This window comes from Pseudomonas ceruminis (assembly GCF_021602025.1).
In the GTDB taxonomy this organism is placed as follows: domain Bacteria; phylum Pseudomonadota; class Gammaproteobacteria; order Pseudomonadales; family Pseudomonadaceae; genus Aquipseudomonas; species Aquipseudomonas ceruminis.
The window spans coordinates 41,596-62,884 of the sequence record NZ_BQHW01000015.1 but is presented as its reverse complement, the minus strand read 5'-3'; the positions used below and the strand labels follow the sequence as shown (position 1 = coordinate 62,884).

The 21,289-nt window shown below is 63.6% G+C and carries 22 protein-coding genes and 1 pseudogene; 11 read left to right on the top strand and 12 right to left on the bottom strand.

Annotated features, from left to right (window positions below; all coding sequences use genetic code 11):
• Window positions 1-36 precede the first annotated feature (36 nt).
• The 4 genes from L6D80_RS17730 (at window position 37) to L6D80_RS17715 (ending at window position 4,638) form a co-directional block, all read left to right on the top strand.
• Window positions 37-1,005 (top strand): UDP-glucose 4-epimerase family protein, encoded by a 969-nt coding sequence (locus L6D80_RS17730; RefSeq protein WP_176512757.1) that lies wholly within the window; start codon window positions 37-39, stop codon window positions 1,003-1,005.
• Window positions 1,002-2,006 carry an MraY family glycosyltransferase gene (locus L6D80_RS17725; RefSeq protein ID WP_176512756.1) on the top strand — a complete coding sequence of 335 codons (1,005 nt, stop codon included), beginning with the start codon at window positions 1,002-1,004 and terminating at the stop codon, window positions 2,004-2,006. The genes L6D80_RS17730 and L6D80_RS17725 overlap by 4 nt, the downstream gene beginning before the upstream one ends.
• A 104-nt stretch (window positions 2,007-2,110) precedes the next feature.
• On the top strand, window positions 2,111-4,120 hold the full coding sequence (locus L6D80_RS17720) for a polysaccharide biosynthesis protein (RefSeq protein WP_176512755.1): 2,010 nt from the start codon (window positions 2,111-2,113) through the stop codon (window positions 4,118-4,120).
• A 185-nt stretch (window positions 4,121-4,305) separates the two neighbouring features.
• Window positions 4,306-4,638 (top strand): ComEA family DNA-binding protein, encoded by a 333-nt coding sequence (locus L6D80_RS17715; RefSeq protein ID WP_054900433.1) that lies wholly within the window; start codon window positions 4,306-4,308, stop codon window positions 4,636-4,638.
• 68 nt (window positions 4,639-4,706) lie between these two features.
• On the opposite strand, the gene L6D80_RS17710 is transcribed toward L6D80_RS17715, so the two are convergent.
• Complete coding sequence (locus L6D80_RS17710; protein WP_082422733.1) at window positions 4,707-4,874, bottom strand: DUF2897 family protein; 168 nt, start codon at window positions 4,872-4,874, stop codon at window positions 4,707-4,709.
• A 183-nt stretch (window positions 4,875-5,057) separates the two neighbouring features.
• Between L6D80_RS17710 and pyrF the strand changes: the two genes are divergently transcribed.
• Entirely contained in the window at window positions 5,058-5,759 is a 702-nt protein-coding gene (gene pyrF, locus L6D80_RS17705) for an orotidine-5'-phosphate decarboxylase (RefSeq protein WP_054900432.1), read from the top strand.
• A gap of 39 nt (window positions 5,760-5,798) precedes the next feature.
• Here pyrF and kdsA read toward each other — a convergent pair whose 3' ends face one another.
• Together kdsA and L6D80_RS17695 are read right to left on the bottom strand one after the other, a co-directional pair.
• Entirely contained in the window at window positions 5,799-6,641 is an 843-nt protein-coding gene (kdsA, locus tag L6D80_RS17700) for a 3-deoxy-8-phosphooctulonate synthase (RefSeq protein ID WP_176512754.1), read from the bottom strand.
• A 97-nt stretch (window positions 6,642-6,738) separates the two neighbouring features.
• A complete protein-coding gene (locus L6D80_RS17695; protein ID WP_054900430.1) occupies window positions 6,739-7,740 on the bottom strand; it encodes an NADP-dependent oxidoreductase in 1,002 nt (333 codons plus the stop codon).
• Between the two features lie 204 nt (window positions 7,741-7,944).
• Between L6D80_RS17695 and L6D80_RS17690 the strand changes: the two genes are divergently transcribed.
• The gene (locus L6D80_RS17690) at window positions 7,945-8,706 is read left to right on the top strand and encodes an SDR family oxidoreductase (protein WP_054900429.1); all 762 of its coding nucleotides are present in this window, start codon (window positions 7,945-7,947) and stop codon (window positions 8,704-8,706) included.
• A gap of 28 nt (window positions 8,707-8,734) precedes the next feature.
• On the opposite strand, the gene L6D80_RS17685 is transcribed toward L6D80_RS17690, so the two are convergent.
• Window positions 8,735-9,991 carry an MFS transporter gene (locus tag L6D80_RS17685; protein WP_176512753.1) on the bottom strand — a complete coding sequence of 419 codons (1,257 nt, stop codon included), beginning with the start codon at window positions 9,989-9,991 and terminating at the stop codon, window positions 8,735-8,737.
• Window positions 9,992-10,033: 42 nt separating this feature from the next.
• Between L6D80_RS17685 and L6D80_RS17680 the strand changes: the two genes are divergently transcribed.
• From L6D80_RS17680 to L6D80_RS30355, 3 genes and pseudogenes are all read left to right on the top strand, one after another.
• Window positions 10,034-11,431 carry an aminotransferase-like domain-containing protein gene (locus tag L6D80_RS17680; RefSeq protein ID WP_176512752.1) on the top strand — a complete coding sequence of 466 codons (1,398 nt, stop codon included), beginning with the start codon at window positions 10,034-10,036 and terminating at the stop codon, window positions 11,429-11,431.
• Window positions 11,432-11,547: 116 nt separating this feature from the next.
• Window positions 11,548-12,627: pseudogene (locus tag L6D80_RS30360) on the top strand (HAMP domain-containing protein); the annotation flags it as partial.
• On the top strand, window positions 12,607-13,488 hold the full coding sequence (locus L6D80_RS30355) for a methyl-accepting chemotaxis protein (protein WP_371263298.1): 882 nt from the start codon (window positions 12,607-12,609) through the stop codon (window positions 13,486-13,488). The pseudogene L6D80_RS30360 and the gene L6D80_RS30355, both read left to right, overlap by 21 nt.
• Before the next feature lie 41 nt (window positions 13,489-13,529).
• On the opposite strand, the gene L6D80_RS17670 is transcribed toward L6D80_RS30355, so the two are convergent.
• The gene (locus L6D80_RS17670) at window positions 13,530-14,720 is read right to left on the bottom strand and encodes a benzoate/H(+) symporter BenE family transporter (protein ID WP_054900425.1); all 1,191 of its coding nucleotides are present in this window, start codon (window positions 14,718-14,720) and stop codon (window positions 13,530-13,532) included.
• 144 nt (window positions 14,721-14,864) lie between these two features.
• Here L6D80_RS17670 and L6D80_RS17665 point away from each other — a divergent pair, with 144 nt between their 5' ends.
• Window positions 14,865-15,467: a glutathione S-transferase family protein gene (locus L6D80_RS17665; protein ID WP_054900424.1), complete on the top strand. Its 603-nt coding sequence runs from the start codon at window positions 14,865-14,867 to the stop codon at window positions 15,465-15,467.
• Window positions 15,468-15,522: 55 nt separating this feature from the next.
• On the opposite strand, the gene L6D80_RS17660 is transcribed toward L6D80_RS17665, so the two are convergent.
• The 5 genes from L6D80_RS17660 to L6D80_RS17640 form a co-directional block, all read right to left on the bottom strand.
• Window positions 15,523-15,888: a glutathione S-transferase N-terminal domain-containing protein gene (locus tag L6D80_RS17660; RefSeq protein WP_054900423.1), complete on the bottom strand. Its 366-nt coding sequence runs from the start codon at window positions 15,886-15,888 to the stop codon at window positions 15,523-15,525.
• Window positions 15,889-15,947: 59 nt separating this feature from the next.
• Window positions 15,948-16,493 carry a GTP cyclohydrolase I FolE gene (gene folE / locus L6D80_RS17655; RefSeq protein WP_054900422.1) on the bottom strand — a complete coding sequence of 182 codons (546 nt, stop codon included), beginning with the start codon at window positions 16,491-16,493 and terminating at the stop codon, window positions 15,948-15,950.
• Window positions 16,494-16,563: 70 nt separating this feature from the next.
• Complete coding sequence (locus L6D80_RS17650) at window positions 16,564-17,124, bottom strand: Smr/MutS family protein (protein WP_176512751.1); 561 nt, start codon at window positions 17,122-17,124, stop codon at window positions 16,564-16,566.
• A gap of 146 nt (window positions 17,125-17,270) precedes the next feature.
• Window positions 17,271-17,591, bottom strand: a complete 321-nt coding sequence (locus tag L6D80_RS17645) for a hypothetical protein (RefSeq protein ID WP_176512750.1) — start codon at window positions 17,589-17,591, stop codon at window positions 17,271-17,273.
• A gap of 72 nt (window positions 17,592-17,663) precedes the next feature.
• Window positions 17,664-18,254, bottom strand: a complete 591-nt coding sequence (locus L6D80_RS17640) for a cysteine hydrolase family protein (RefSeq protein ID WP_054900419.1) — start codon at window positions 18,252-18,254, stop codon at window positions 17,664-17,666.
• A 179-nt stretch (window positions 18,255-18,433) separates the two neighbouring features.
• Between L6D80_RS17640 and prmB the strand changes: the two genes are divergently transcribed.
• A complete protein-coding gene (gene prmB / locus L6D80_RS17635; RefSeq protein WP_176512749.1) occupies window positions 18,434-19,342 on the top strand; it encodes a 50S ribosomal protein L3 N(5)-glutamine methyltransferase in 909 nt (302 codons plus the stop codon).
• A 37-nt stretch (window positions 19,343-19,379) separates the two neighbouring features.
• On the opposite strand, the gene L6D80_RS17630 is transcribed toward prmB, so the two are convergent.
• Window positions 19,380-20,168: a hypothetical protein gene (locus tag L6D80_RS17630; RefSeq protein WP_176512748.1), complete on the bottom strand. Its 789-nt coding sequence runs from the start codon at window positions 20,166-20,168 to the stop codon at window positions 19,380-19,382.
• 83 nt (window positions 20,169-20,251) lie between these two features.
• The gene (locus L6D80_RS17625; protein ID WP_054900416.1) at window positions 20,252-21,214 is read right to left on the bottom strand and encodes an alpha/beta hydrolase; all 963 of its coding nucleotides are present in this window, start codon (window positions 21,212-21,214) and stop codon (window positions 20,252-20,254) included.
• Between the last annotated feature and the right edge of the window lie 75 nt (window positions 21,215-21,289).

The window sequence follows — 21,289 nt, the reverse complement described above, 5'->3', positions numbered from 1 at the left end:
CGATGCTTGTAATGCCCACGGGCTGGATGATCACTCATGGATAGACGCACCATTCTTGTCACCGGTGCCAGCGGTTTCGTTGGCAGTGCTGTATGCCGCAAGCTTGCCACACTGGGCGACTATGCCGCCCGTGCGGCGTTGCGCACGGGCGGCACCGGCCCGGCCGAGATCGCGGGCGTAGCCGTGGGCGAAATGACTGCGTCAACCGATTGGGCGCCGGCCCTCGCCAGTGTCGATGCAGTGGTGCATGCCGCAGCGCGCGTGCATGTGATGCAGGAAACCGCCGCCGACAGCCTGGCCGAGTTTCGCCGTGTCAATGTCGAAGGTACCCTGAGCCTGGCCCGTCAGGCGGCAGCAGCCGGCGTGCGGCGCTTTATCTTCATCAGTTCGATCAAGGTCAACGGTGAACTCAGCCAGCCTGGCCAGCCCTTGTGTGCAGACGACCTGCCGGCACCCCAGGATGCCTATGGCATCTCCAAGCACGAAGCAGAGCAGGGTTTGCACCAATTGGCCGCGGCCACTGGCATGCAAGTGGTGGTGATCCGCCCGGTACTGGTTTATGGGCCAGGCGTCAAAGCCAACTTCCAGAGCATGATGCGCTGGGTACACCGCGGCGTGCCGCTGCCGTTCGGGGCCGTGGATAACCGCCGCAGCCTGGTGGGCATAGACAACCTGGTCGACCTGATCGTGACTTGCATCGACCATCCCCAGGCTGCCAACCAGACGTTCCTGGCAAGCGACGGCGACGATGTCTCGTTGAGCCGGCTGCTGCGTACCTTGGGCCGTGCACTAGGTCGCCCGGCACGTTTGCTGCCCGTCCCGCCTGGCTTGCTGCGCGTGACGGCAGGGCTGCTGGGCCGTGGCGACCTTGCCCAGCGCCTGCTGGGTTCATTGCAGGTGGACATCGCCAAGAACCGCGAGGTGCTGGGCTGGACCCCGCCCTGCTCAGTTGAGCAAGGACTGAACATGACCGCTCGATCTTTCCTGGATACCCATCATTCATGAGCTGGCTGATTCTGGCCGCAGGCCTCGCCTCCCTGGCAATGACCGCAGCGCTGCGCCGTTACGCCTTGTCCCGCAGCCTGCTGGACATTCCCAATGCCCGCAGTTCGCACACCTTGCCAACACCGCGCGGTGGCGGCGTGGCGTTTGTCATGTCATTCCTGATCGCCATGCTGGTGCTGGGCTGGAGCGGGGTAGTGCCAACGGCGCTGCTGGTCGGTGTTTTGGGGGCCGCAGGCCTGGTTGCGCTGATCGGCTTCATGGACGACCACGGCCACATCGCCGCCCGCTGGCGCTTGCTCGGGCATTTCCTGGCAGCAGGGTGGGGGTTGTACTGGCTTGGGGGTATGCCCCCGCTCACGCTGTTCGGGCTGCAGCTGGACCTGGCCTGGCTAGGCGCGATGCTCGGGGCGTTGTACCTGGTGTGGTTGCTCAATCTCTACAATTTCATGGACGGCATCGATGGGCTGGCCAGCATTGAGGCCATTTGTGCCTGTTTGGGTGGCTGCCTGCTGTACTGGCTTACAGGCAATACCCAGGCACTCTGGCTACCGCTGCTGCTGGCGGCGACGGTGGCGGGGTTCCTGTTCTGGAACTTCCCCCCGGCCCGGATCTTCATGGGCGATGCGGGCAGTGGTTTCCTGGGGATCGTGCTGGGTTTGCTGGCGTTGCAGGCAGGCTGGATAAACCCGCTACTCTTCTGGGGGTGGTTAATACTTTTGGGTGTGTTCGTGGTCGATGCCACGTTCACCCTGGTTCGGCGTCTGTTGCGTGGCGAAAAGGTCTATGAGGCCCATCGCAGTCACGCCTACCAGCATGCGTCGCGCCAGTACGGCAGCCATTTGCCTGTAAGCCTGGCCGTGGCAGCCATCAACCTTGGCTGGTTGCTGCCCATTGCCGTTGCGGTGGTGGTACTGCAACTCGATGGTGCAGTGGGAACCTTGGTGGCCTATGGGCCTCTTACACTGCTGGCGATCAAATATCGTGCAGGTAAACGTGAGTAACATGGCCGGACGGATTGGGCTTCGCACAAAGGTGTTGAATGTGCGGTTTGGCTGGCAGGCCAACGGCCCTATGATCAGGGCGATTTGCAAAACAGGAGAACCGGATGAGTGAAGCGAGCAAAGACAGGGTCCGCCAGTACCTGGTGAACCTGTCTCGACGGCAGAAGCGCCTGATACAGGTGTGCACTGACGTCCTGCTGATCTGGTTCGCCTTGTGGTTGTCGTTCATCGTGCGCTTGGGTATCGATGAGATGTACAACCCTATCGTCGAACACACGTGGCTGTTCCTGGCAGCCCCAGCAGTTGCAATCCCGTTGTTCATCCGTTTTGGCATGTACCGGGCGGTGATGCGCTACTTCGGCAATGATGCGCTGATCGCCATTATCAAGGCTGTCACCTTGTCCTCGCTGATTCTTGCGGTGGTGGTGTATTGGTACAGTAACCACAAGGTCATCGTGCCGCGCTCGATCATCTTCAACTATTGGTGGCTGAGCCTGGTGATCATCGGGGGCCTGCGCCTGATCATGCGCCAGTATTTTTTGGGGGACTGGTTTACCGGTGCCCACCAGATTCCTTTCGCCAACCGCGATGATGGCCAGGTCAGGGTCGCTATCTATGGCGCCGGCACAGCCGGCAATCAGCTGTTGGCAGCGTTGCGCATGGGGCGGGCGATGCGGCCCGTTGCATTCATCGACGATGATGGCGACCTTGCCAACCGGGTTATCTCCGGCCTGCAGGTGTACAAGCCCAAGCACCTTGAACAGATGATCAAGGAAACCGGGGCGCAGGAAATCCTGCTGGCACTGCCATCGGCCTCACGGGCCCGCCGCAAGGAGATCCTCGCGTTCCTCGAGCCGTACCCCTTGCATGTGCGCAGTGTGCCGGCATTTGCCGACCTGGCCAGCGGGCGGGTGAAAGTCGACGACATTCAGGACGTCGACATTGCCGATTTACTGGGGCGCGACCCGGTGCCCGCGCAGGAAGACTTGCTGGAACGCTGCATCAAGAAACAAACCGTGCTGGTGACCGGTGCGGGGGGCTCGATTGGCGCCGAGTTGTGCCGTCAGATCATCGGGTCGGGGCCAACGACCTTGCTGCTGTTCGATCACAGCGAGTTCAACCTGTACAGCATCCTCAGTGAACTGGAACAGCGCGCGGCGCGGGAATCGCTGTCGGTGCGCCTGCTGCCGATACTGGGCTCGGTGCGTAATCAGCATCATCTGGCCGATGTGATGAGCACCTGGCAGGTGGACACGGTCTACCATGCCGCCGCCTACAAACATGTGCCGATGGTCGAACACAACGTGGCGGAGGGCATTCTGAACAACGTGTTTGGCACCCTCTGCACCGCGCAGGCGGCCCTGCAATCGGGCGTGGCCAACTTCGTGCTCATCTCCACCGACAAGGCCGTGCGCCCGACCAATGTGATGGGCAGCTCCAAACGGCTTTCCGAGCTGATTCTGCAAGCGCTGAGCCGCGAAGCGGCGCCGGTGATGTACGGTGACAGTGGCAAGATTTCACGCGTGAACAAAACCCGCTTCACCATGGTGCGGTTCGGCAATGTGCTGGGCTCCTCGGGCTCGGTGATTCCGTTGTTCCACCAGCAGATCAAAGCCGGTGGCCCACTGACGGTTACCCACCCCAAGATCACGCGTTACTTCATGACCATCCCCGAGGCGGCGCAGTTGGTCGTTCAGGCCGGTGCCATGGGGCAGGGCGGTGATGTGTTCGTGCTGGATATGGGCGAACCGGTAAAGATCGTGGAACTGGCGGAAAAAATGATTCACCTGTCCGGTTTCAGTGTGCGTAACGCGAGTAACCCCCATGGCGACATCGCTATCGAATTCAGCGGGCTGCGCCCCGGTGAGAAGCTCTATGAAGAACTGCTGATTGGCGATGATGTTTCCCCTACCGCGCACCCGATGATCATGGCCGCCAACGAAGACTACGTCGCCTGGGACCTGTTGAGGGAGCGCCTGGGCACGTTGTTCAAGGCGGTGGCGGAGGATGACTTCACCCGGGTGCGGCAACTGCTGCGCGAGCTGGTCAGCGGCTATGCGCCGGAAGGGGAGATCGTCGATTGGGTTTACCAGCAGCAGCGCCAGGATCGGTAAGCGCAGAAGGCACCTTCATGCTTTGCGGCGCTCTCCTACAGGGCGTTTCATTTGGCACTGTCGGCTGTTCGATTTGGTAACTAATCGGTTGTTCATCGCACTTTCTCAACCTCCCTCAAGTCGCTAGTTTTACGGGGCAGCTAAGGAAACGCTGCCTCGTAATCAGACTCGAAGGAGTGTCCGAAATGCGTAATACCGTTCTGTCCTACCTGTTTCTGCCGTTGTTCGCCGGCCTGTCTTTTTCCCTCAGCGCGGCACCGGCCGACAGCGCCGCCATGGCACAACCGGTACCCCAGGTGTCGCAAATCGCGGCCCCTGCTGCCCAGCTGAACCTCAACGATGCTGACGCACCGACGTTACAGAAGGCGCTCAACGGCATCGGCAAGGCAAAAGCCGAGGCCATCATCGCTTACCGGGATGCCAACGGCCCGTTCGCTTCGGTAGATGAATTGCTGGAGATCAAGGGCATCGGCAATGCGCTGCTGGAGCGCAATCGCGACAAGTTGAGGGTGGAGTAGAACGTCTAACGGCACTGTACCAACGCGGCCCCTTCGCCCCAGGGGCCGCCCTTGTCAGCGAAAGGAAACTAGCGGTCCTGCCCGTCCTGGGCATCCGCTTGCGCATTGCGCTCATGCACCTTCTTAAGCTGCTCTTCGGTCAAGGGCAGCTTCTTCGCCGTATCCCGCAACATCATCAGCCCGCCGACAATCGAGCCGAGGGCTATGATGAGTATCAGCCAGGCATACCAAGGCATGTGTTTATCTCCTGTCATCGTCTACCGCATCGCCTATATCAACTATGAGCGATTGCCGTATTCGTTGGTTCAATTATAGGAGCCATACGCTACCTGGCCAAATCTCGTGACCTGCGGCCCCCAAAGGCACCCCTACTTCGTTTACAATGCGCGCCGTTTTCGACTTGCCAAAGAGACCTCGACATGTCCGCCTGCCAGACGCCCCTGATCGTCGCCCTGGATTTCCCTACCCGTGACGCCGCCCTGAAACTGGCCGACCAGCTCGACCCCGCGCTGTGCCGGGTAAAAGTTGGCAAGGAGCTGTTCACCAGCAGCGCTGCCGGCATTGTCGAAACCCTGTGCGCGAAGGGCTTCGAGGTGTTCCTCGACCTCAAGTTCCACGACATTCCCAACACCACCGCCATGGCGGTCAAGGCAGCGGCCGAGATGGGCGTGTGGATGGTCAACGTGCATTGCTCCGGGGGCCTGCGCATGATGTCGGCCTGCCGCGAAGAACTGGCCAAGCGCAGCGGCCCGCAACCTCTGCTGATCGGTGTGACCGTGCTGACCAGCATGGAGCGCGAGGACCTGGCAGGCATTGGCCTGGATATCGAGCCGCAGGAGCAGGTGCTGCGCCTGGCCGCGTTGGCCGAAAAGGCGGGCATGGACGGCTTGGTTTGCTCGGCACTCGAAGCCCCGGCACTGAAGGCAGCGCACCCGTCGCTGCAACTGGTTACCCCAGGTATTCGCCCGGCGGGCAGTGCCCAGGACGACCAGCGCCGCATCCTGACGCCACGTCAGGCATTGGATGCCGGCTCCGATTACTTGGTGATCGGCCGCCCGATCAGCCAGGCGCCAGACCCGGCGCAAGCACTGGCGGCGGTGGTGGCCGAAATTCGCGGCTGATCCATACCCAAAGGGGCTGCAGTGCAGCCCCTTTTCATTTCAGGCAATCACCAGCGGCGGGAACGACTTCACCAGGTCATCCAGCGCCTTGATCTGCGCCAGGAAGGGCTCCAGCTTGTCCAGCGGCAGGGCGCTTGGGCCATCGCACTTGGCTTGGTCCGGGTTCGGGTGGGCTTCCAGGAACAGGCCCGCCAGGCCAACGCCCATGCCGGCGCGGGCCAGGTCCACGACCTGTTCGCGACGGCCACCGGAAGCGGCGCCGGATGGATCGCGGTTCTGCAGGGCGTGGGTCACGTCGAAGATGATCGGCAGGTTGTCGCACGTGCGTTTCATTACGCCGAAGCCAAGCATGTCGACCACCAGGTTGTCATAGCCCATGCAGGTGCCGCGGTCGCACAGGATGAGCTGGTCGTTACCGGCTTCCTTGAACTTCTGCACGATGTTCTGCATTTGCGAAGGGCTCAGGAACTGAGGCTTCTTAATGTTGACAGGCTTGCCGGTCTTGGCCAAAGCGATGACCAGGTCCGTCTGGCGGGCCAGGAACGCAGGCAGTTGCAGCACGTCGACCACTTCGGCCACTGGCGCGGCCTGGTGGATTTCGTGAACGTCAGTGATGATCGGCACGCCGAACGCTGCTTTCACGTTTTCGAAGATGCGCAGGCCTTCTTCCAGGCCTGGGCCACGGTAGGAGTGGATCGAGGAGCGGTTGGCTTTGTCGAAGCTGGCTTTGAAGACGTAGGGGATGCCCAGTTTCTGAGTGACGCGCACGTACGCTTCACAGGCCCTCAGGGCAAGGTCTTCGGACTCGAGGACGTTGATGCCGCCGAACAGCACGAAGGGCGCGGTGTTGGAGCACTCGATGGTTGGGGTGATCTTGATCATGGTCTACTCTGCAAATCCCATAAGGTGCGAGGCTGAATCTTACTAGATTCAGCCTCTGCGGTTTGTATTTCCTGACAGGGACTGATTCAACCCATTTTCAAACCTTCAACACCAACTTGCCGAAGTTCTCCCCGCTGAACAGCTTGAGCAACGTCTCCGGGAAGGTTTCCAGCCCCTCCACCACATCCTCCTTGCTCTTGACCTTGCCACTGGCCAGCCATCCGGCGATTTCCTGCACCGCCTTGCCATACTCCTTGGTGTGGTCCGTCACCACGAAGCCTTCCATCCGCGCGCGGTTCACCAACAGTGCCAGGTAGTTGGCCGGCCCTTTGACCGCTTCCTTGTTGTTGTACTGGCTGATCGCCCCGCAGATCACGATGCGGGCCTTGAAGTTGATGCGGGTCAGCACGGCGTCGAGGATCTCGCCGCCCACGTTGTCGAAGTAGACATCGACACCCTTGGGGCATTCGCGTTTGAGGCCGTCGAGCACCGCTTCGGCCTTGTAGTCAATCACGCCATCGAAGCCCAGTTCGTCCTTGAGGTATTGGCACTTCTGCGCTCCGCCGGCGATGCCGACCACATGGCAGCCTTTGATTTTGGCGATCTGGCCGACGATGCTGCCCACCGCTCCGGCAGCGCCGGAGATGACCACGGTGTCACCGGCCTTGGGCTGGCCGACGTCGAGCAAGGCGAAGTAGGCGGTCATGCCGGTCATGCCGAGGGCTGAAAGGTAGCGGGGCAGGGGGGCCAGGTCAGGGTCGATCTTGTACAGGCCCTGGGGTTCGCCGGTGAAATAGTCTTGCACGCCCAGCACGCCGCTGACATGGTCGCCGGGTTTGTAGCCTGGGTGGTTGGACGCCACCACTTCACCCACGCCCAGGGCGCGCATCACCTCGCCGAGGGCGACCGGCGGGATGTACGACTTGCCTTCATTCATCCAGCCACGCATGGCCGGGTCCAGCGACAGGTACAGGTTGCGTACTTGCACCTGGCCGTCACCCGGGGCTTGGGCGGGTACCGTCTCGAAGGTGAAATCATCGCGGCGCACGGCGCCGACCGGGCGTTTGGCGAGCAGGAAGCGGCGATTGGTCTGGGTCATGGCAGGGTCCTTGTGGGCAGGAAAGAGTAAGGGCAATTTAACGTGGTGATGCCAGTAGGTCTGCAAAATCACTGATAAGCATGGTAGCTCAACCGCTGGTGTGATGATGCTGCCCAGCCGGGCGGTGCCCTGGCTAGACTCAGCCTAGACACCAAGGCCGCCCAGGCAGCGCTGAGCCGATTCCACCCCCTTCAGGAGCAGAACATGAGCATGACCTTTTCCGGCCAGGTAGCCCTGGTCACCGGCGGTGCGGCAGGCATCGGCCGGGCGACGGCGGTGGCGTTTGCCCGCGAGGGCCTGAAGGTGGTGGTGGCCGACCTGGACCCCGTGGGGGGCGAGGCGACGGTGGCGCTGATTCGTGAAGCGGATGGCGAGGCGCTGTTCGTGGCCTGCGACGTCACCAGGGAGGCCGATGTGCGTCAGTTGCACCAGCAAGCCATCCAGGCCTATGGCCGGCTGGACTATGCCTTCAACAATGCCGGCATCGAGATCGAGCAGCACCGCCTGGCCGAGGGCAGTGAGGCGGAGTTCGACGCCATCATGGGCGTCAACGTCAAAGGTGTGTGGTTGTGCATGAAGTATCAACTGCCGCTGCTGCTGGCCCAGGGAGGCGGTGCGATCGTCAACACCGCCTCGGTGGCAGGTTTGGGGGCGGCGCCGAAGATGAGTATCTACAGCGCCTCCAAACATGCGGTGATCGGCCTGACCAAATCGGCGGCCATCGAATACGCCAAGAAGGGCATCCGGGTGAATGCAGTGTGCCCGGCCGTGATCGACACCGACATGTTCCGCCGTGCGTACGAGGCCGACCCGCGCAAGGCCGAGTTCGCGGCCGCCATGCACCCGGTCGGGCGCATCGGCAAAGTGGAAGAAATTGCCAGCGCGGTGCTGTACCTGTGCAGTGATGGGGCTGCATTCACCACGGGGCATAGCTTGACGGTGGACGGTGGCGCGACGGCGATCTGACCCCGGCCAGTCGCCACCAGGCGTGAGGTCAGCGGGGTGCCTGCGGGAGACGGCTTGCCGGCGACAGGGTTGCCGGTAATATCAAGGCCAACGCCACAGCCACACAGCCACACACCAGCATCCCGCCAAACATCAGCAAGGCCAGGCCCGATCCCAGCCGGTCACTCAGCAACCCGGTAAAGATCACCGGCACACTGAACCCCAGGTATGCCAACAAGAAGAACCCAGCGCTGGCTCGGGTTTTCTCGCTACCGGCCAACTGGTTCACCGCCGCCAGCCCGCCCAGGTAAATGAACCCATAGCACGCACTGCTGGCCGCCACCGCGCCGAACAGCACTGCAGCCAGGTGGCCCCGCTCGGCGCCCCAGGCCAGCAGGGCGTAGCTGCAGGGCAGGATCGCCAGGCCCAGCAGGGTGGCCCTCACACTGGCCAGGCGCCGTGCCAGTGGCTGGAACAGCAGGCCGCAGCTGATCACGCAAAAGGTCGAAAAGCCAGACCAGGCGCTCAGGCCGTGTTGGCGCAGTATCCCTGGCAGCAACGCGATGACCAGGCCGACGCAAGCCCAGGCAAGCAGGATGGCCAGCCCGTATACCACGCTGCCCTTGGGATAGAAGGGCAGGCGCAGCATGGCGCTGCGTTGCGCCGGGCGCGGGTCGGGCAGGCGCCATACCAGCATCACGGCCACGGCGGCGAGCAACAGCTGCACGTGGAAGCTGCCAGGGGTCAGGCTCGGGCCGCTAAGCAGGAACAGGCTGGTCAGCGCCGCGCCCAGGCCAAAACCCAGCGAGGTGCTGGCGGTTACCCAGTTGGCGGCCCGGCCGCTGCTGTCGGCCCCCATCAGCTCGCCCATGTAGGCGGTTGCCGTGGCCGAGGCTAGGCCGGTGCCCAGGCCCAGGAACAGGCGGGCCAGGCCAAGGGTTTTCAGGCCAGGGGCCAGCAGCATGAGCACCGTGGCGACCATCGACAGCAACAGTGCAGCGATAATCAGCGGTCGGCGCCCCACCCGATCGGCCAGCCCGCCCAGAGCAAGCAGCACAGGCAATACGCCCAGGACATAACCGGAGAAGGCCACGGCGGTGGCGGCGGCGCCCTGGCCGCAGAGGTCGGCGTAGGTGATATAGAGCGGGGCCTGCAGGTTCACGGCCAGGGTGATCAAGCACAGGGCAAAGGCCAGCAGGGCAGGGTTGGAGCGCGGGGGCATGGAGTATTCCTGGAGTACTGGGATGTCGGTACGGGCAACAGTGCTGCTTGCTCTGCCCGCCAACAAGACACAGCACCGCCCCATTTATGCTTAACTGTTCGCTCAAAACCGCCGAACACTCAAGCCATGCACGTTCCCCTCGACCGCCAAAGCCCAATCCCTCTGGTGCAGCAACTCACCGACCACCTGCAAGCCTGGATCGAGCAACAACGTCTGCGCCCCGGCGCGCGTCTCCCCTCGATCCGCACCCTGGCAAGTACTCAGGCGATCAGTGCGTCCTGCGTGATCGAAGCCTACGACCGTCTGGTCGCCAGCGGCTGGCTCGAGGCGCGCCACGGCACCGGTTTTTTCGTCGCTGAACGCAAACCAGGGCTGGCGGTGGATGACCAACCCGTGTGGGGCGAGGCCGGCGATGGCAGTTGGCGGCAGTTTCGCGAAGGCCATGATGAGGTGCTCAAACTGGGCTGTGGCTGGCTGCCCACCGCGTGGCGGGCGGAGGCCGAGTTGGCCCAGGCCATACGCCAGGTCAGCCGCGGCAACCCGCAGGATCTGTTCGACTATTGCCCGCCCATGGGCTTGGCCCAGCTGCGCCTGCAACTGCACAAGCGTCTGGCGCGGCTGGACATTGCTGCCGGCCCGGAGCGTATCCTCACCACCCAGGGCGCCAGCCATGGCCTCGACCTGCTGGTGCGCACGCTGCTGTGCCCCGGCGACACGGTGCTGGTGGAAAACCCAGGCTATTACAACCTGTACAACTTGCTGCGCCAGCACCAGGTGCGCATGCTGCCCGTACCGCGCACGGTCGCCGGCCCGGACGTGGCCGTGCTCGAGCAACTGCTGGCCGAGCACCGTCCCCGCTGCCTGTTCATCAACAGCCTGTACCAGAACCCGACCGGCACCAGCCTGACGCCCAAAGTGGCTTACCGCCTGTTGGAACTGGCCCGTGAGCATGATGTGCGCATCATCGAAGACGATATCTACGCAGACTTCCAGGAAGGCCCGGCCACCCGCCTGGCCACCCTCGACAGTGAACAACGGGTCATCTACATGGCCAGCTTTTCCAAGACCCTGAGCAGTTCGCTGCGGGTGGGCTACCTGGTGGCCGATGCGCCATTGCTGGCGCGCCTGGCCGAGCTGAAAATGGTCAGCGGCATTGGCACTTCACGCTTTGCCGAGCAGGTGGTCGGGCAGATGCTCGCCAACGGCAGTTATCGCAAGAGTACCCCGCGCCTGCGGGTGCGCCTGGGGCAGCACATGGCCAAATTGCTTGGGCAACTGGAGCAGTACGGTTGGCAAGTGTTCTGCGAGCCCTATGGCGGTATGTTCGTCTGGGCGCGGGTGCCAGGGCGTGACTTCGCCAGCCTCGAACGGCTGGCAACGCAACATGCCGTACTGCTCACCCCCGGCAGTGCGTTCGACTACCAAGGGTGCGGCAGTAACTGGCTACGCATCAATGTCGCCTATGGACAGGATTCCCGCGCTCAAGCCTTCCTTTTGCACGCAGGACGACCTTCAGCAAGCTGATAGCGACGCCTGTATAGCCATTTGACACCATTCTTCCGCCAAGGTCTTGTTGCCGGGGCGTCCGAGTTGCCACGCTTGGCCTTCGGGGAAACCGCACAAAGCGAAGGGGATCGGCGATGGTGGCGAGCAGGCACGGTGTTCTGGCCAACCTGGGCATGGCCCGCAAACTGGGCCTGGGCTTTGCCCTGGTATTGCTGCTGACCCTGGCGGTGGCGGGCATCGGCATTGTTGCCTTGCACGGGGTCGGCCAGCGCTTCGATGGCCTGCGTCAGCTGGGCCAGTTCAATACCGATCTGCTCAGGTTGCGTCAGCACGAACAGGCCTTTGCCCTGCGCTCCGACGCCCAGGAGGCCGATGCCTTGCGCAGTGGCCTGCAAAACCTGAGCGATCGCGCGCGTATTCTGCCGGCGCTGGCAACCGCGCAGGCCGACCTGGCGGCGTATGGCCAGGCCTTCGAAGCGTTCGTCGAGGTGGTGCAGGCCAAGGAGCTGGCGCTGGACATGGCCAGCTGGTCGGTGTCCAGTGTGGCCAATAACCTCGACGTGTTGCAGGCCGGTTTGGCGGACGATGGCACGTATACCCTCAAGCAGTCCCAAGGCCAGCAGGGCGGCGAGTTTCTCGAGCAGGCCGCGCAAGTGGCGCAGGTCGCCCGGTTGATGCTGCAGGCCATGGATGAGGCGCGGGTGCGCCTGGACAAAAGCCGCAAAGGCGAGGCGGGTGAAGGCCAGTCGCGCATCGCCCAGACAGAGGAGGCTGCGCTACTGGTCGAGCAGCTCAAGGCCTCGGTGGGCGATGCCGGTTACCAGAGTGTGCTCGGTGAGGTGGCCGGGCACATTGGCAGCTTTTCCGAGAAACTCAACGAATACACCGACCTGCTCGGCAAGGAGCAAGGCATCAAGGCCCAGTTACAGGCGCGTGCTGAACAGGTCACCCGCCAGGTCGACCAGGCGTATGCCGGTGAGGAACTGGCCATGCAGGGCGAGCTGACACGCAATGCGGTGGCCATCGCCCTGGCGACCGGGCTGGCGTTAGTGGTAGGCGTGCTGGCGGCCTGGCTGATCACCCGCGCGGTGGTCGCACCGCTCAGGCGCGTGATCGGTCGGGCGCAGCGTATCGCTGCGGGAGAACTGAACCTTGAGGCAGAGCCGCCGCGTAACGATGAGATCGGCCAGTTGATGCAGGCCATCGAACAGATGGCGGCGGGGCTGTCGGGAATCGTCAGCGGCCTGCAGCAGGGCATCGAGCAGTTGGCCGGGAGTGCCCAGGCGCTGTCGGCGGTGACGGAGCAGACCAACCGCGAAGTGGGTAGCCAGAAGGAAGAAACCGAACAGGTGGCCACCGCGATGCAGCAGATGACCGCCACGGTGCACGATGTGGCGCGCAATGCCGAAGAGGCAGCGCTGGCAGCCCAGGCCGCCGACGACAAGGTCGACTCCGGCCAGGTGGTGGTGCGCCAGAGCATGCAACGCATCGAGCAGCTAGCGGTGGCGGCAGAAGCCGCCAGTGCCGGTATCGATAGTCTCAGTGCCGAAATTCATACCATCGGTGATGTGCTGGAGGTAATCAAGAGCGTTGCCGAGCAGACCAACCTGCTGGCGCTCAACGCCGCCATCGAAGCGGCCCGGGCCGGTGAGCAGGGGCGCGGCTTTGCCGTGGTTGCCGACGAGGTGCGGGCACTGGCCCGGCGCACCCGGCACTCGACCGAAGAGATCGAACGGCTGGTGGCCAGCCTGCGCGGCAATGCCCAGCAGTCGGTGGCGCAGATTCGTGGCAGTACCGAACTGGTGCGCCTGGCGGTGGCCGATGCGCTGCATACCGAGAGCGCCCTGGGCAGCATCGCTGCGGCAGTGTCCATGATCCAGCAAATGAACCAGCAGATTGCTGCGGCGGCCGAGCAGCAGAGCTCGGTGGCCGAAGAGATCAGCCGCAGTGTCACGCAGATCCGTGGCAGCGCCGATCAGGCGGCGCAGGCGATGCAGGGCAATGCCCGGTCCAGCATCGAACTGGCGCAGTTGGGCAGCGACTTGAAGGGCATGGTGGGGCACTTCCGGTTGTAAGTGCTGCACCGGCCCTGTGGCCGGTGCAAGCAGTGGGGTGATCACGCTTTGCGCGGGTTCAGGATCAGCAAGGTGATTACTCCTGCCACGATCCCCCAGAACGCTGACCCGATCGAGAACAGAGTGAACCCCGACGCAGTGACCATGAAGGTAATCAGCGCGGCCTCACGCTCGCGCGCCTCGCCCATGGCCACGGTCAAGCCGTTCATGATCGAGCCGAACAATGCCAGCGCCGCGATCGACAGCACCAGCTCCTTGGGCAGCGCGGCGAACAATGCCGCTAGCGTTGCGCCGAACACCCCGGCAATGCCGTAGAAGATCCCGCACCACACCGCCGCGGTATAGCGCTTGCTCGGGTCTTCATGGGCATGTGGCCCGGTGCAGATGGCCGCACTGATCGCCGCCAGGTTGACCCCGTGCGAGCCGAACGGCGCCAGCAGCAGCGAGGCAAAGCCGGTGGTCGAAATCAGCGGCGAGGCCGGCACCTGGTAGCCATCGGCGCGCAGCACGGCCACGCCGGGCATGTTCTGCGATGTCATGGCCACCACGAACAGCGGGATCCCGATGCTGATGGTCGCGGCCAGCGAGAAGCTCGGGGTGGTCCATACCGGTGTCGCCACTTCCAGCGCGAAGCCGCTGAAATCCAGCAGGCCGAGGGCGCCGGAGAGCGCCGTGCCCACTAGCAAGGCGGCCAGTACGCAGTACCGCGGCGACAGGCGCTTGACCAGCAGGTAACTGAAGAGCATGCCCAGCACCAGCAGCGTGCGGTGCTGGGCCGCCACGAAAATCTCGCTGCCGATCTTGAACAGGATCCCGGCGAGCAGCGCCGAGGCCAGCGATGCCGGAATGCGTTTGACCAGGCGATCGAAACTGCCGGTCAGGCCACAGATGAGCACCAGCACGGCGCACGTGATGTAGGCGCCGATGGCTTCGCCATAACTGACCCCGCCCAGGCTGGTAATCAGCAAGGCGGCGCCGGGCGTCGACCAGGCCACGGTGATGGGCGTGCGGTAGCGCAGTGACAAGCCGATGCTGCAAACCGCCATGCCAATCGACAGGGCCCAGATCCACGAGGAAATCTGCGCCGTGGTCAGGCCGGCAGCTTGGCCGGCCTGGAACATCAGCACCAGCGAGCTGGTATAGCCGGTGAGCATGGCGATGAAACCGGCGACCACTGCTGAAGGGGAGCTGTCTGCCAGGGGCCGCAGGCGTGCGGAGGTGGCATCGGTCATGGGGTAGGTCCTTGTCCATGTGTAAGCAGTTTTTGCAGACTAACGCGCCCAAGGTTGATCTTTGCCATACAGCAGGCATTGCTTTTAACCGTACAGTCGCCAACTATTGGGCACGAATGCTCACTGCATGGGAGGGGAGGGGCGATGTACAAGGTTTATGGCGACTACCAGTCGGGCAACTGCTACAAGGTCAAGCTGATGCTGAGCCTGTTGGACCGTCCGTACGAATGGCATCCGGTGGATATCCTCAAGGGTGAGACCGAAACGCCCGAATTCCTGGCCATGAACCCCAACGGCAAGGTGCCGGTGCTGCAGCTCGAGGACGGCACCTACCTGTGGGAGTCCAACGCGATTCTCAACTTCCTGGCCGATGGCAGCGAGTTCCTGCCCAGCGAGCCACGCTTGCGCACCCAGGTGCTGCAATGGCAGTTCTTCGAGCAGTACAGCCATGAGCCATACATTGCTGTGGCGCGTTTCATCCAGTTCTACCTGGGCTTGCCGGACGAGCGTGTGGAGGAATACCGCAAGCTGCACAAGGGTGGGTACAAGGCGCTGAAGGTGATGGAGCGGCAGTTGCAGATGACGCCGTACCTGGTCGGTGACCAGTACTCGATTGCCGACGTGGCGCTGTATGCGTACACCCATGTGGCCCATCAGGGTGGCTTCGAGCTGGCGGATTACCCGGCGGTGCGGGCCTGGCTGGAGCGTGTGGCCGCGCATCCTCGGCATGTGTCGATGGTCGATTGAGGCGTTACTGGCCCTATCGCCAGCTCGGCGGCGATAGGGCAGCACGTTTTATCGATCACGCAAAGCGTTTGTCCAGGTAGGCAATGATGGCCTTGGATTCATACATCCAGGTCACCTGTCCTGCCTCTTCGATGCGCAGGCACGGCACTTTCACCCGCCCGCCACCTTCCAGCAGCGCCTGGCGGTGCACCGCATCGTTCTTGGCATCGCGCAGCGCCACCGGCACGTTCAAGCGGTGCAGGGTACGCCGCGTCTTCACGCAGAACGGGCAAGCATGGAACTGGTACAGCGCAAGGCCCTTGGCCTCTTGCTCGACACGCGCCTGTGCCGCGGCATCGCGCTTGCGCTTGGCTGGGCGGCTGATCCAGTCGCCGAACACGATGAGCTGGCCGAGGCCGACCCGCAAGGCTTTGACGATCATGTTGCAACTCCTGAAATGAAAAAGCCGACCCCACAGGGTCGGCTCGGGTCACGCGCCGATCACTTGATCAGGCTGAGGAACTCGCTGCGGGTTGCCGCGTTCTCGCGGAACTCACCGAGCATCACCGAGGTGAGCATGGTCGAGTTCTGTTTCTCGACACCGCGCATCATCATGCACATGTGCTTGGCCTCGATGACCACGGCCACACCCGCAGCGCCAGTGACCTGCTGTACGGCCTCGGCGATCTGGCGGCTGAGGTTTTCCTGGATCTGCAGGCGGCGGGCGTACATGTCGACGATCCGCGCGACCTTGGACAGGCCCAGCACCTTGCCCTTGGGCAGGTAGGCCACATGGGCCTTGCCGATGAAAGGCAGCATATGGTGTTCGCACATCGAATACAGCTCGATGTCCCGGACCAGCACCATTTCGCTGTTGTCGGAGGTGAACAGGGCGCCGTTGGTCACTTCTTCCAGCGTCTGCTCGTAACCGCGGCAAAGGTACTTCATGGCCTTTGCAGCCCGCTTGGGCGTGTCGAGCAGGCCCTCACGGGAGACGTCCTCGCCAAGTTGGCTGAGGATCTCGGTGTAGTTCTGTTCCAGGGACATGTATCTACCTGTGGGAAAAAATCGCAAAAACGAAGGGTACGGCGGCAACGCCCTTGCTGCAAGCGTGGCGTTACTCGTCGCGGCCTTCCATCATGGTTCGTTTGAGCATCACGTACACCGCACCGGTGCCGCCGTGGCGGGCCTGGCACGAGGTAAAACCGAGCACCTGCGGGTGCTGGCGCAACCAGGTGTTGACGTGGCTCTTGATCATTGGGCGCTTGCCATCCAGGCGTGCCGCCTTGCCGTGGGTAACGCGCACACAGCGCACTTCCAGCTTGGTGGCCTCGGCGATGAAGTCCCAGAGGGTCTCGCGCGCCTTTTCCACGCTCATGCCGTGCAGATCGAGGCTGCCCTCGAACGCAATCTGACCCAGCTTGAGCTTACGGATCTGGCTTTCCTGTACGCCGTCGCGGCGCCACATCAGTTCGTCTTCGGCGCCCACGTCGATGACGAACTGGTCCGACAGCCCGTCGATCACCAGCGGCTGGTCGCTACGCACGGTCGCGGCCTGCCGCAGGCCGGCGAGCTGCTTGCGGTCAGCCTTGGGTTTACCGACTTCGGCACGGTCGTGCTTGATCGGCTTGACGCCGCGCACCTCGGCGCTGAACAGGGAGAAATCGTCGTCTTGCATGCTGCCTCCGCGTGGGCGGCGTAGTTTACGCGATCAGCCCTTTTGCGTCAGCACCGGCCCTATCGCCAGTAAGCCGGCTCCGCTAGGGCACCATCGAACTGTGGGCGCCGGCTTGCCGGCGATAGGGCATGGAGGCAGCGAGGGCTTTAGTCGTGCTTCTTCATCAGGTGCGGCGACAGGTTCAGCTCTCGCCCGCGGCGCAAGCGAATGCGGCTACGCCGCCAGAAGCGCACCCCCAGGTACAACAGCAACAACCCGGCCACTGCCAGGGTGCCGGACAACGCCCGATTGGCGTTGAGTTCGGCCAGCGCCGGGTAATTGCCGAGCAGCCCGGCGACGCCGGCCATGGCCAGCAGCACGCCGAGCGTTGCCAGCAGTGCCGACAAGCCGGCGGCCAGGCGGGCACCCCAGTTACGCGGTTCGCGCGGGCGCAGGCGCTTGGCGTCGAAACTGCCTTTGAGTTTCATTCCGATTTCCTCTGTGGACATCCGGAATACGACCTGCGGTCGACCTTCGGGTTCCGCCTGGCCGCCGGGCGGTCAGATCAGGCTGGCGGTAGGCGCGACGCAGGCGAAGTTGTCGGCCATCACGGCCATTTCGCACGCGTGAATCTGTGCAGCCGGAATGACCTGGTCTTTCAGGGCCAGGTCGCGGGTAGCCGAGGCATCTTCCACCAGGGTGCAACGGTAACCATAGTCCTTGGCCCGGCGTACCGTGGTGCTGACGCTGGAATGGCTCATGAAACCGCACACGATCAAGTCCAGGTGGCCCAACTCCTGGAGGGTTTCGTGCAGTTTAGTGTTCTTGAAGGCGTTGGGCATGCGCTTTTCGATGATGATTTCACCGTCGCGTGGCTCCAGGCCCGGGATGAATTCACCCGCTGGGCCCTGTGGGTCGAAGCGACCGCCGACAGTGCCGAGGTGGCGGACGTGGATGATCGGACGGCCGGCCTTGCGGGCGGCGTCGAGCAACCTGGCGATGTTGGCCACGGCCTCGTCCATGCCCGACAGCGCGAGCGGACCACTGAGGTACTCTTTTTGCGCATCGATGATGATCAGGCTGGCTTGGCTCAGCTTGGCCGGCGGGTAGTCGCGGCCAGTGAGGCGGAACATCGTGGTTGGAACGGACATCAAGGGCTCCTTGGGTAGGGCTTTTGTATACCTATTCTCCCCTGCCTTGGCGCCAATGGGAATGGTTGACATCGTAACCGGCGTGATTACTGGCCTGTGGCTACTCACGGGGTGATCCGTGGCAACAATTGTGCGGTTTGGGCTGTTAGACTTTTGTCAGGTCTGAATAGGAGTACCCCGTGATCACATCTCGTCTGCGCACGTTGCGCGACCACATCCGCTGGGCGGTCAGCCGCTTCCATGAGCACGAGCTGTTCTTCGGCCACGGTGCCGACAATGCCTGGGACGAAGCCCGCCTGCTGGTGCTCGGTGCGGTGCACCTGCCCTGGGAGGTAGCCGACAGCTACCTGGACTGCCAGCTCGAGGACGACGAGCGCGTACGCCTGCAGCACCTGCTCAAGCGCCGTATCGAAGAACGCGTGCCCACCGCCTACCTGCTGGGCGAGGCCTGGTTCTGCGGCATGTCGTTCATCGTCGATGAGCGCGTGCTGGTGCCCCGTTCACCGATCGGCGAGCTGATCGAAAAACGCTTCGAGCCGTGGCTGGCGACCGAGCCTGCACGCATCCTCGACCTGTGCACCGGCTCCGGCTGCATCGGCATCGTGGCGGCCGAAGTGTTCCCCGACGCCGAGGTGGTGCTTGCCGACCTGTCCTTCGAGGCACTGGAGGTGGCCAACCAGAACATCGAGCGCCATGGCCTCGAGGAGCGCGTGTACACCGTGCAAGGCGACGGTTTCGGCGGCCTGCCAGGGCAGCGTTTCGACCTGATCCTGTCCAACCCGCCGTATGTCGATGCCGAAGACTTCGGTGACATGCCGGCCGAGTATCACCACGAGCCGGAGATAGGCCTGGCGTGTGGCAACGATGGCCTGGACCTGGTGCGACGCATGCTTGCCGAGGCGGCCGAACACCTGACCGACAAAGGGCTGTTGATTGTCGAGGTGGGCAACAGCCAAGTGCATGTCGAGGCGCTGTACCCCGAGGTTGATTTTGCCTGGCTGGAGTTCGAACGGGGCGGGCACGGGGTGTTCATGCTGACGGCGGAGCAGTGCCGGCAGCATCAGGAGCTGTTCAAGGCTCGGGTCTGACGCTGAAGGCCTGGGGCTGCACGTCAGCCCCGGGTCCCTAGTGCGTGGCAATCCAGATCAACAACCCCGCCTGGAACACTGCAAAGGCCACCAGGCAGGTGATGGTAAAGCGCAGCCCGCTGTCTTCGCGCTGGTACTTGGCCACCCGCTCATCACGCTCGCGCAACTGGGCGACTTTCTCCTGCAGCTGCTGCTCGGCCTGCTGCAACATGCCCGCCGCATCGAGCATGCCTACGCGCTGTACCTTTTCGCTGTTCCAGCCACCCTTGAGCTGGCCCGCCGTGGTTTCGACGCTACGGCCTTTGAGATGCTGTGGGTCGGCGTATTCGACCTCGATGCCGGTCGCGCCGAGGAAGCGGTCGCGGCGCAGGCGCGTATCTTCATTCAGCGCATCCTTGTTTGGCAGGGCCATGCCTTGAACCTGGTAATGCGGCCATTTGCGCTGCAGCCACTGCACTGCCTGGGCCAGCATGAAACGGCCAAGGCCGCGGTTCACGGGCTCCAGTTGCAGGCCGCCGTCATTGCCGATGCTCACCTGGCGCTCGGCGTGGTCCACGCGCACGTCCAGCTGGTTCTGCTCCTTGCGCACTTTCTGCCCAGGCAGGCGGACTTCCATGCGCAGCAGGCTGTGGGCCTTGTCGTGACGCTCGGCATGGCCGAATTCCACGAAGCGCAGTGGTCGTGCGCCACTGCTGCGGTCGGTGGGCAGAGGCGCCAGGCGCAGCAACTGGAAGTGTTCGACAGCAAGGTCGGCCCAAGGTAGCGGGGTGCTTTCCGGGGCTTGTGGCTCTTCGGCCGGCTCTACGGCGGCGGGGGCATCGGTCATCTGGACGGTTCTCAAAATACAGGCCAATACAGAGCGTATCGGCCGTATCGTCCAGGACCTGAGGCCATTTTGCGCCGATCTCCTCAGGCGGAGGGCAGTTGGTGAATGAACGTCACTACCCGTTCGCCCAGTTCGCGGGCCAGGGGCAACTCCGGGTTGAGGTAGCTGTCGCGTTGCAAGCGCATGTCCTTGGGGCTGATACGCAACATGTGGTTCATGCCGTCGATCAGCACCAGCTGGGCGTCCGGCTTGGCCGCCTTGAGACGCTCGGCATCGGCGACGTCTACCTGCACGTCGTTGCGGCCCTGGACGATCAGCGCCGGCATGGGCAGGCGGGCGAAGGCCTGTGCCGGGTCCTGGCGGAACAGCGAGATCAGGTATGGCTGCACGCTGGGGCGAAACACCTGGCGCAAGGGGGCCGGCACATCCAGGCTGGTCTGCCCGGCCTGCAGGCGGTCGAGCAGGGCGCTACCGCGGGCCAGTTGGGTCGGGGGCAGGCGTTGCGCCAGTTGCTCGCGCAGCACGTCCGCCAGCGGCCGGCCACTGCCGGCCAGGGTGATCACCGCACTGGCGCCGGCCTGCTCGGCAGCGAGGCTGGCGATCAGCGCGCCTTCGCTGTGGCCGACCAGGATCAGTGGGCCGAAGCGCGGGTCGGCCTTGAGCTTGCGGCTCCAGGCCACTACGTCGGCGACGTAGCGCTCGACGCTGAGATTGCGTTCGTCAGGCGTGGCCGGCTGGCTGGCGGCCACGCCGCGCTTGTCGTAACGCACGCTGGCGATATGCTCGTTGGCCAGCAGCAGCGCCAGGCGCTTGAGGTTATCGATGCGCCCCGAGGCTGGGTTGTTGCCGTCGCGGTCAGTGGGGCCGGAGCCCGCGATGATCAGCACCACCGGGGGTGGCGTGGCTTGTTGGGGCAACAGCAGGCTGCCGTGCAGCACGCCCTGGCCGGTGTCCAGGTCGATGGGGCGTTGCAGAACGGTAGGCGCGGCGGCCTGAGCTAGGCCGGTGCACAGCAGAAGGAGGAAGGCGACGAGGCGCGGCATCATGCGGTACTACATGGGGAGATGACGTTTTGACCCAACGTTTGCGGGAAGGTTCGGCAGATAGCGGGGCGGTGCAGG

Excerpts from the sequence above, each read along its gene's own strand:
- L6D80_RS17660 (WP_054900423.1), bottom strand. The coding sequence starts at position 15,888 with ATGATCGTCAAAGCCTTGCGGGTCGGCCTCGGCCAGCTCATCGTGTTC.
- L6D80_RS17715 (WP_054900433.1), top strand. The coding sequence starts at position 4,306 with ATGCGTAATACCGTTCTGTCCTACCTGTTTCTGCCGTTGTTCGCCGGC.
- folE (WP_054900422.1), bottom strand. The coding sequence starts at position 16,493 with ATGTCCCTGGAACAGAACTACACCGAGATCCTCAGCCAACTTGGCGAG.
- L6D80_RS17685 (WP_176512753.1), bottom strand. The coding sequence starts at position 9,991 with ATGGGGCGGTGCTGTGTCTTGTTGGCGGGCAGAGCAAGCAGCACTGTT.
- L6D80_RS17730 (WP_176512757.1), top strand. The coding sequence starts at position 37 with ATGGATAGACGCACCATTCTTGTCACCGGTGCCAGCGGTTTCGTTGGC.
- L6D80_RS17640 (WP_054900419.1), bottom strand. The coding sequence starts at position 18,254 with ATGTCCGTTCCAACCACGATGTTCCGCCTCACTGGCCGCGACTACCCG.
- L6D80_RS17645 (WP_176512750.1), bottom strand. The coding sequence starts at position 17,591 with ATGAAACTCAAAGGCAGTTTCGACGCCAAGCGCCTGCGCCCGCGCGAA.
- L6D80_RS17650 (WP_176512751.1), bottom strand. The coding sequence starts at position 17,124 with ATGCAAGACGACGATTTCTCCCTGTTCAGCGCCGAGGTGCGCGGCGTC.
- kdsA (WP_176512754.1), bottom strand. The coding sequence starts at position 6,641 with ATGATCAAGATCACCCCAACCATCGAGTGCTCCAACACCGCGCCCTTC.
- L6D80_RS17670 (WP_054900425.1), bottom strand. The coding sequence starts at position 14,720 with ATGACCGATGCCACCTCCGCACGCCTGCGGCCCCTGGCAGACAGCTCC.
- L6D80_RS17690 (WP_054900429.1), top strand. The coding sequence starts at position 7,945 with ATGAGCATGACCTTTTCCGGCCAGGTAGCCCTGGTCACCGGCGGTGCG.
- L6D80_RS17725 (WP_176512756.1), top strand. The coding sequence starts at position 1,002 with ATGAGCTGGCTGATTCTGGCCGCAGGCCTCGCCTCCCTGGCAATGACC.
- L6D80_RS17665 (WP_054900424.1), top strand. The coding sequence starts at position 14,865 with ATGTACAAGGTTTATGGCGACTACCAGTCGGGCAACTGCTACAAGGTC.
- L6D80_RS30355 (WP_371263298.1), top strand. The coding sequence starts at position 12,607 with ATGCAGGCCATCGAACAGATGGCGGCGGGGCTGTCGGGAATCGTCAGC.
- L6D80_RS17625 (WP_054900416.1), bottom strand. The coding sequence starts at position 21,214 with ATGATGCCGCGCCTCGTCGCCTTCCTCCTTCTGCTGTGCACCGGCCTA.
- L6D80_RS17630 (WP_176512748.1), bottom strand. The coding sequence starts at position 20,168 with ATGACCGATGCCCCCGCCGCCGTAGAGCCGGCCGAAGAGCCACAAGCC.
- L6D80_RS17720 (WP_176512755.1), top strand. The coding sequence starts at position 2,111 with ATGAGTGAAGCGAGCAAAGACAGGGTCCGCCAGTACCTGGTGAACCTG.
- L6D80_RS17680 (WP_176512752.1), top strand. The coding sequence starts at position 10,034 with ATGCACGTTCCCCTCGACCGCCAAAGCCCAATCCCTCTGGTGCAGCAA.
- pyrF (WP_054900432.1), top strand. The coding sequence starts at position 5,058 with ATGTCCGCCTGCCAGACGCCCCTGATCGTCGCCCTGGATTTCCCTACC.
- L6D80_RS17710 (WP_082422733.1), bottom strand. The coding sequence starts at position 4,874 with ATGCCTTGGTATGCCTGGCTGATACTCATCATAGCCCTCGGCTCGATT.
- L6D80_RS17695 (WP_054900430.1), bottom strand. The coding sequence starts at position 7,740 with ATGACCCAGACCAATCGCCGCTTCCTGCTCGCCAAACGCCCGGTCGGC.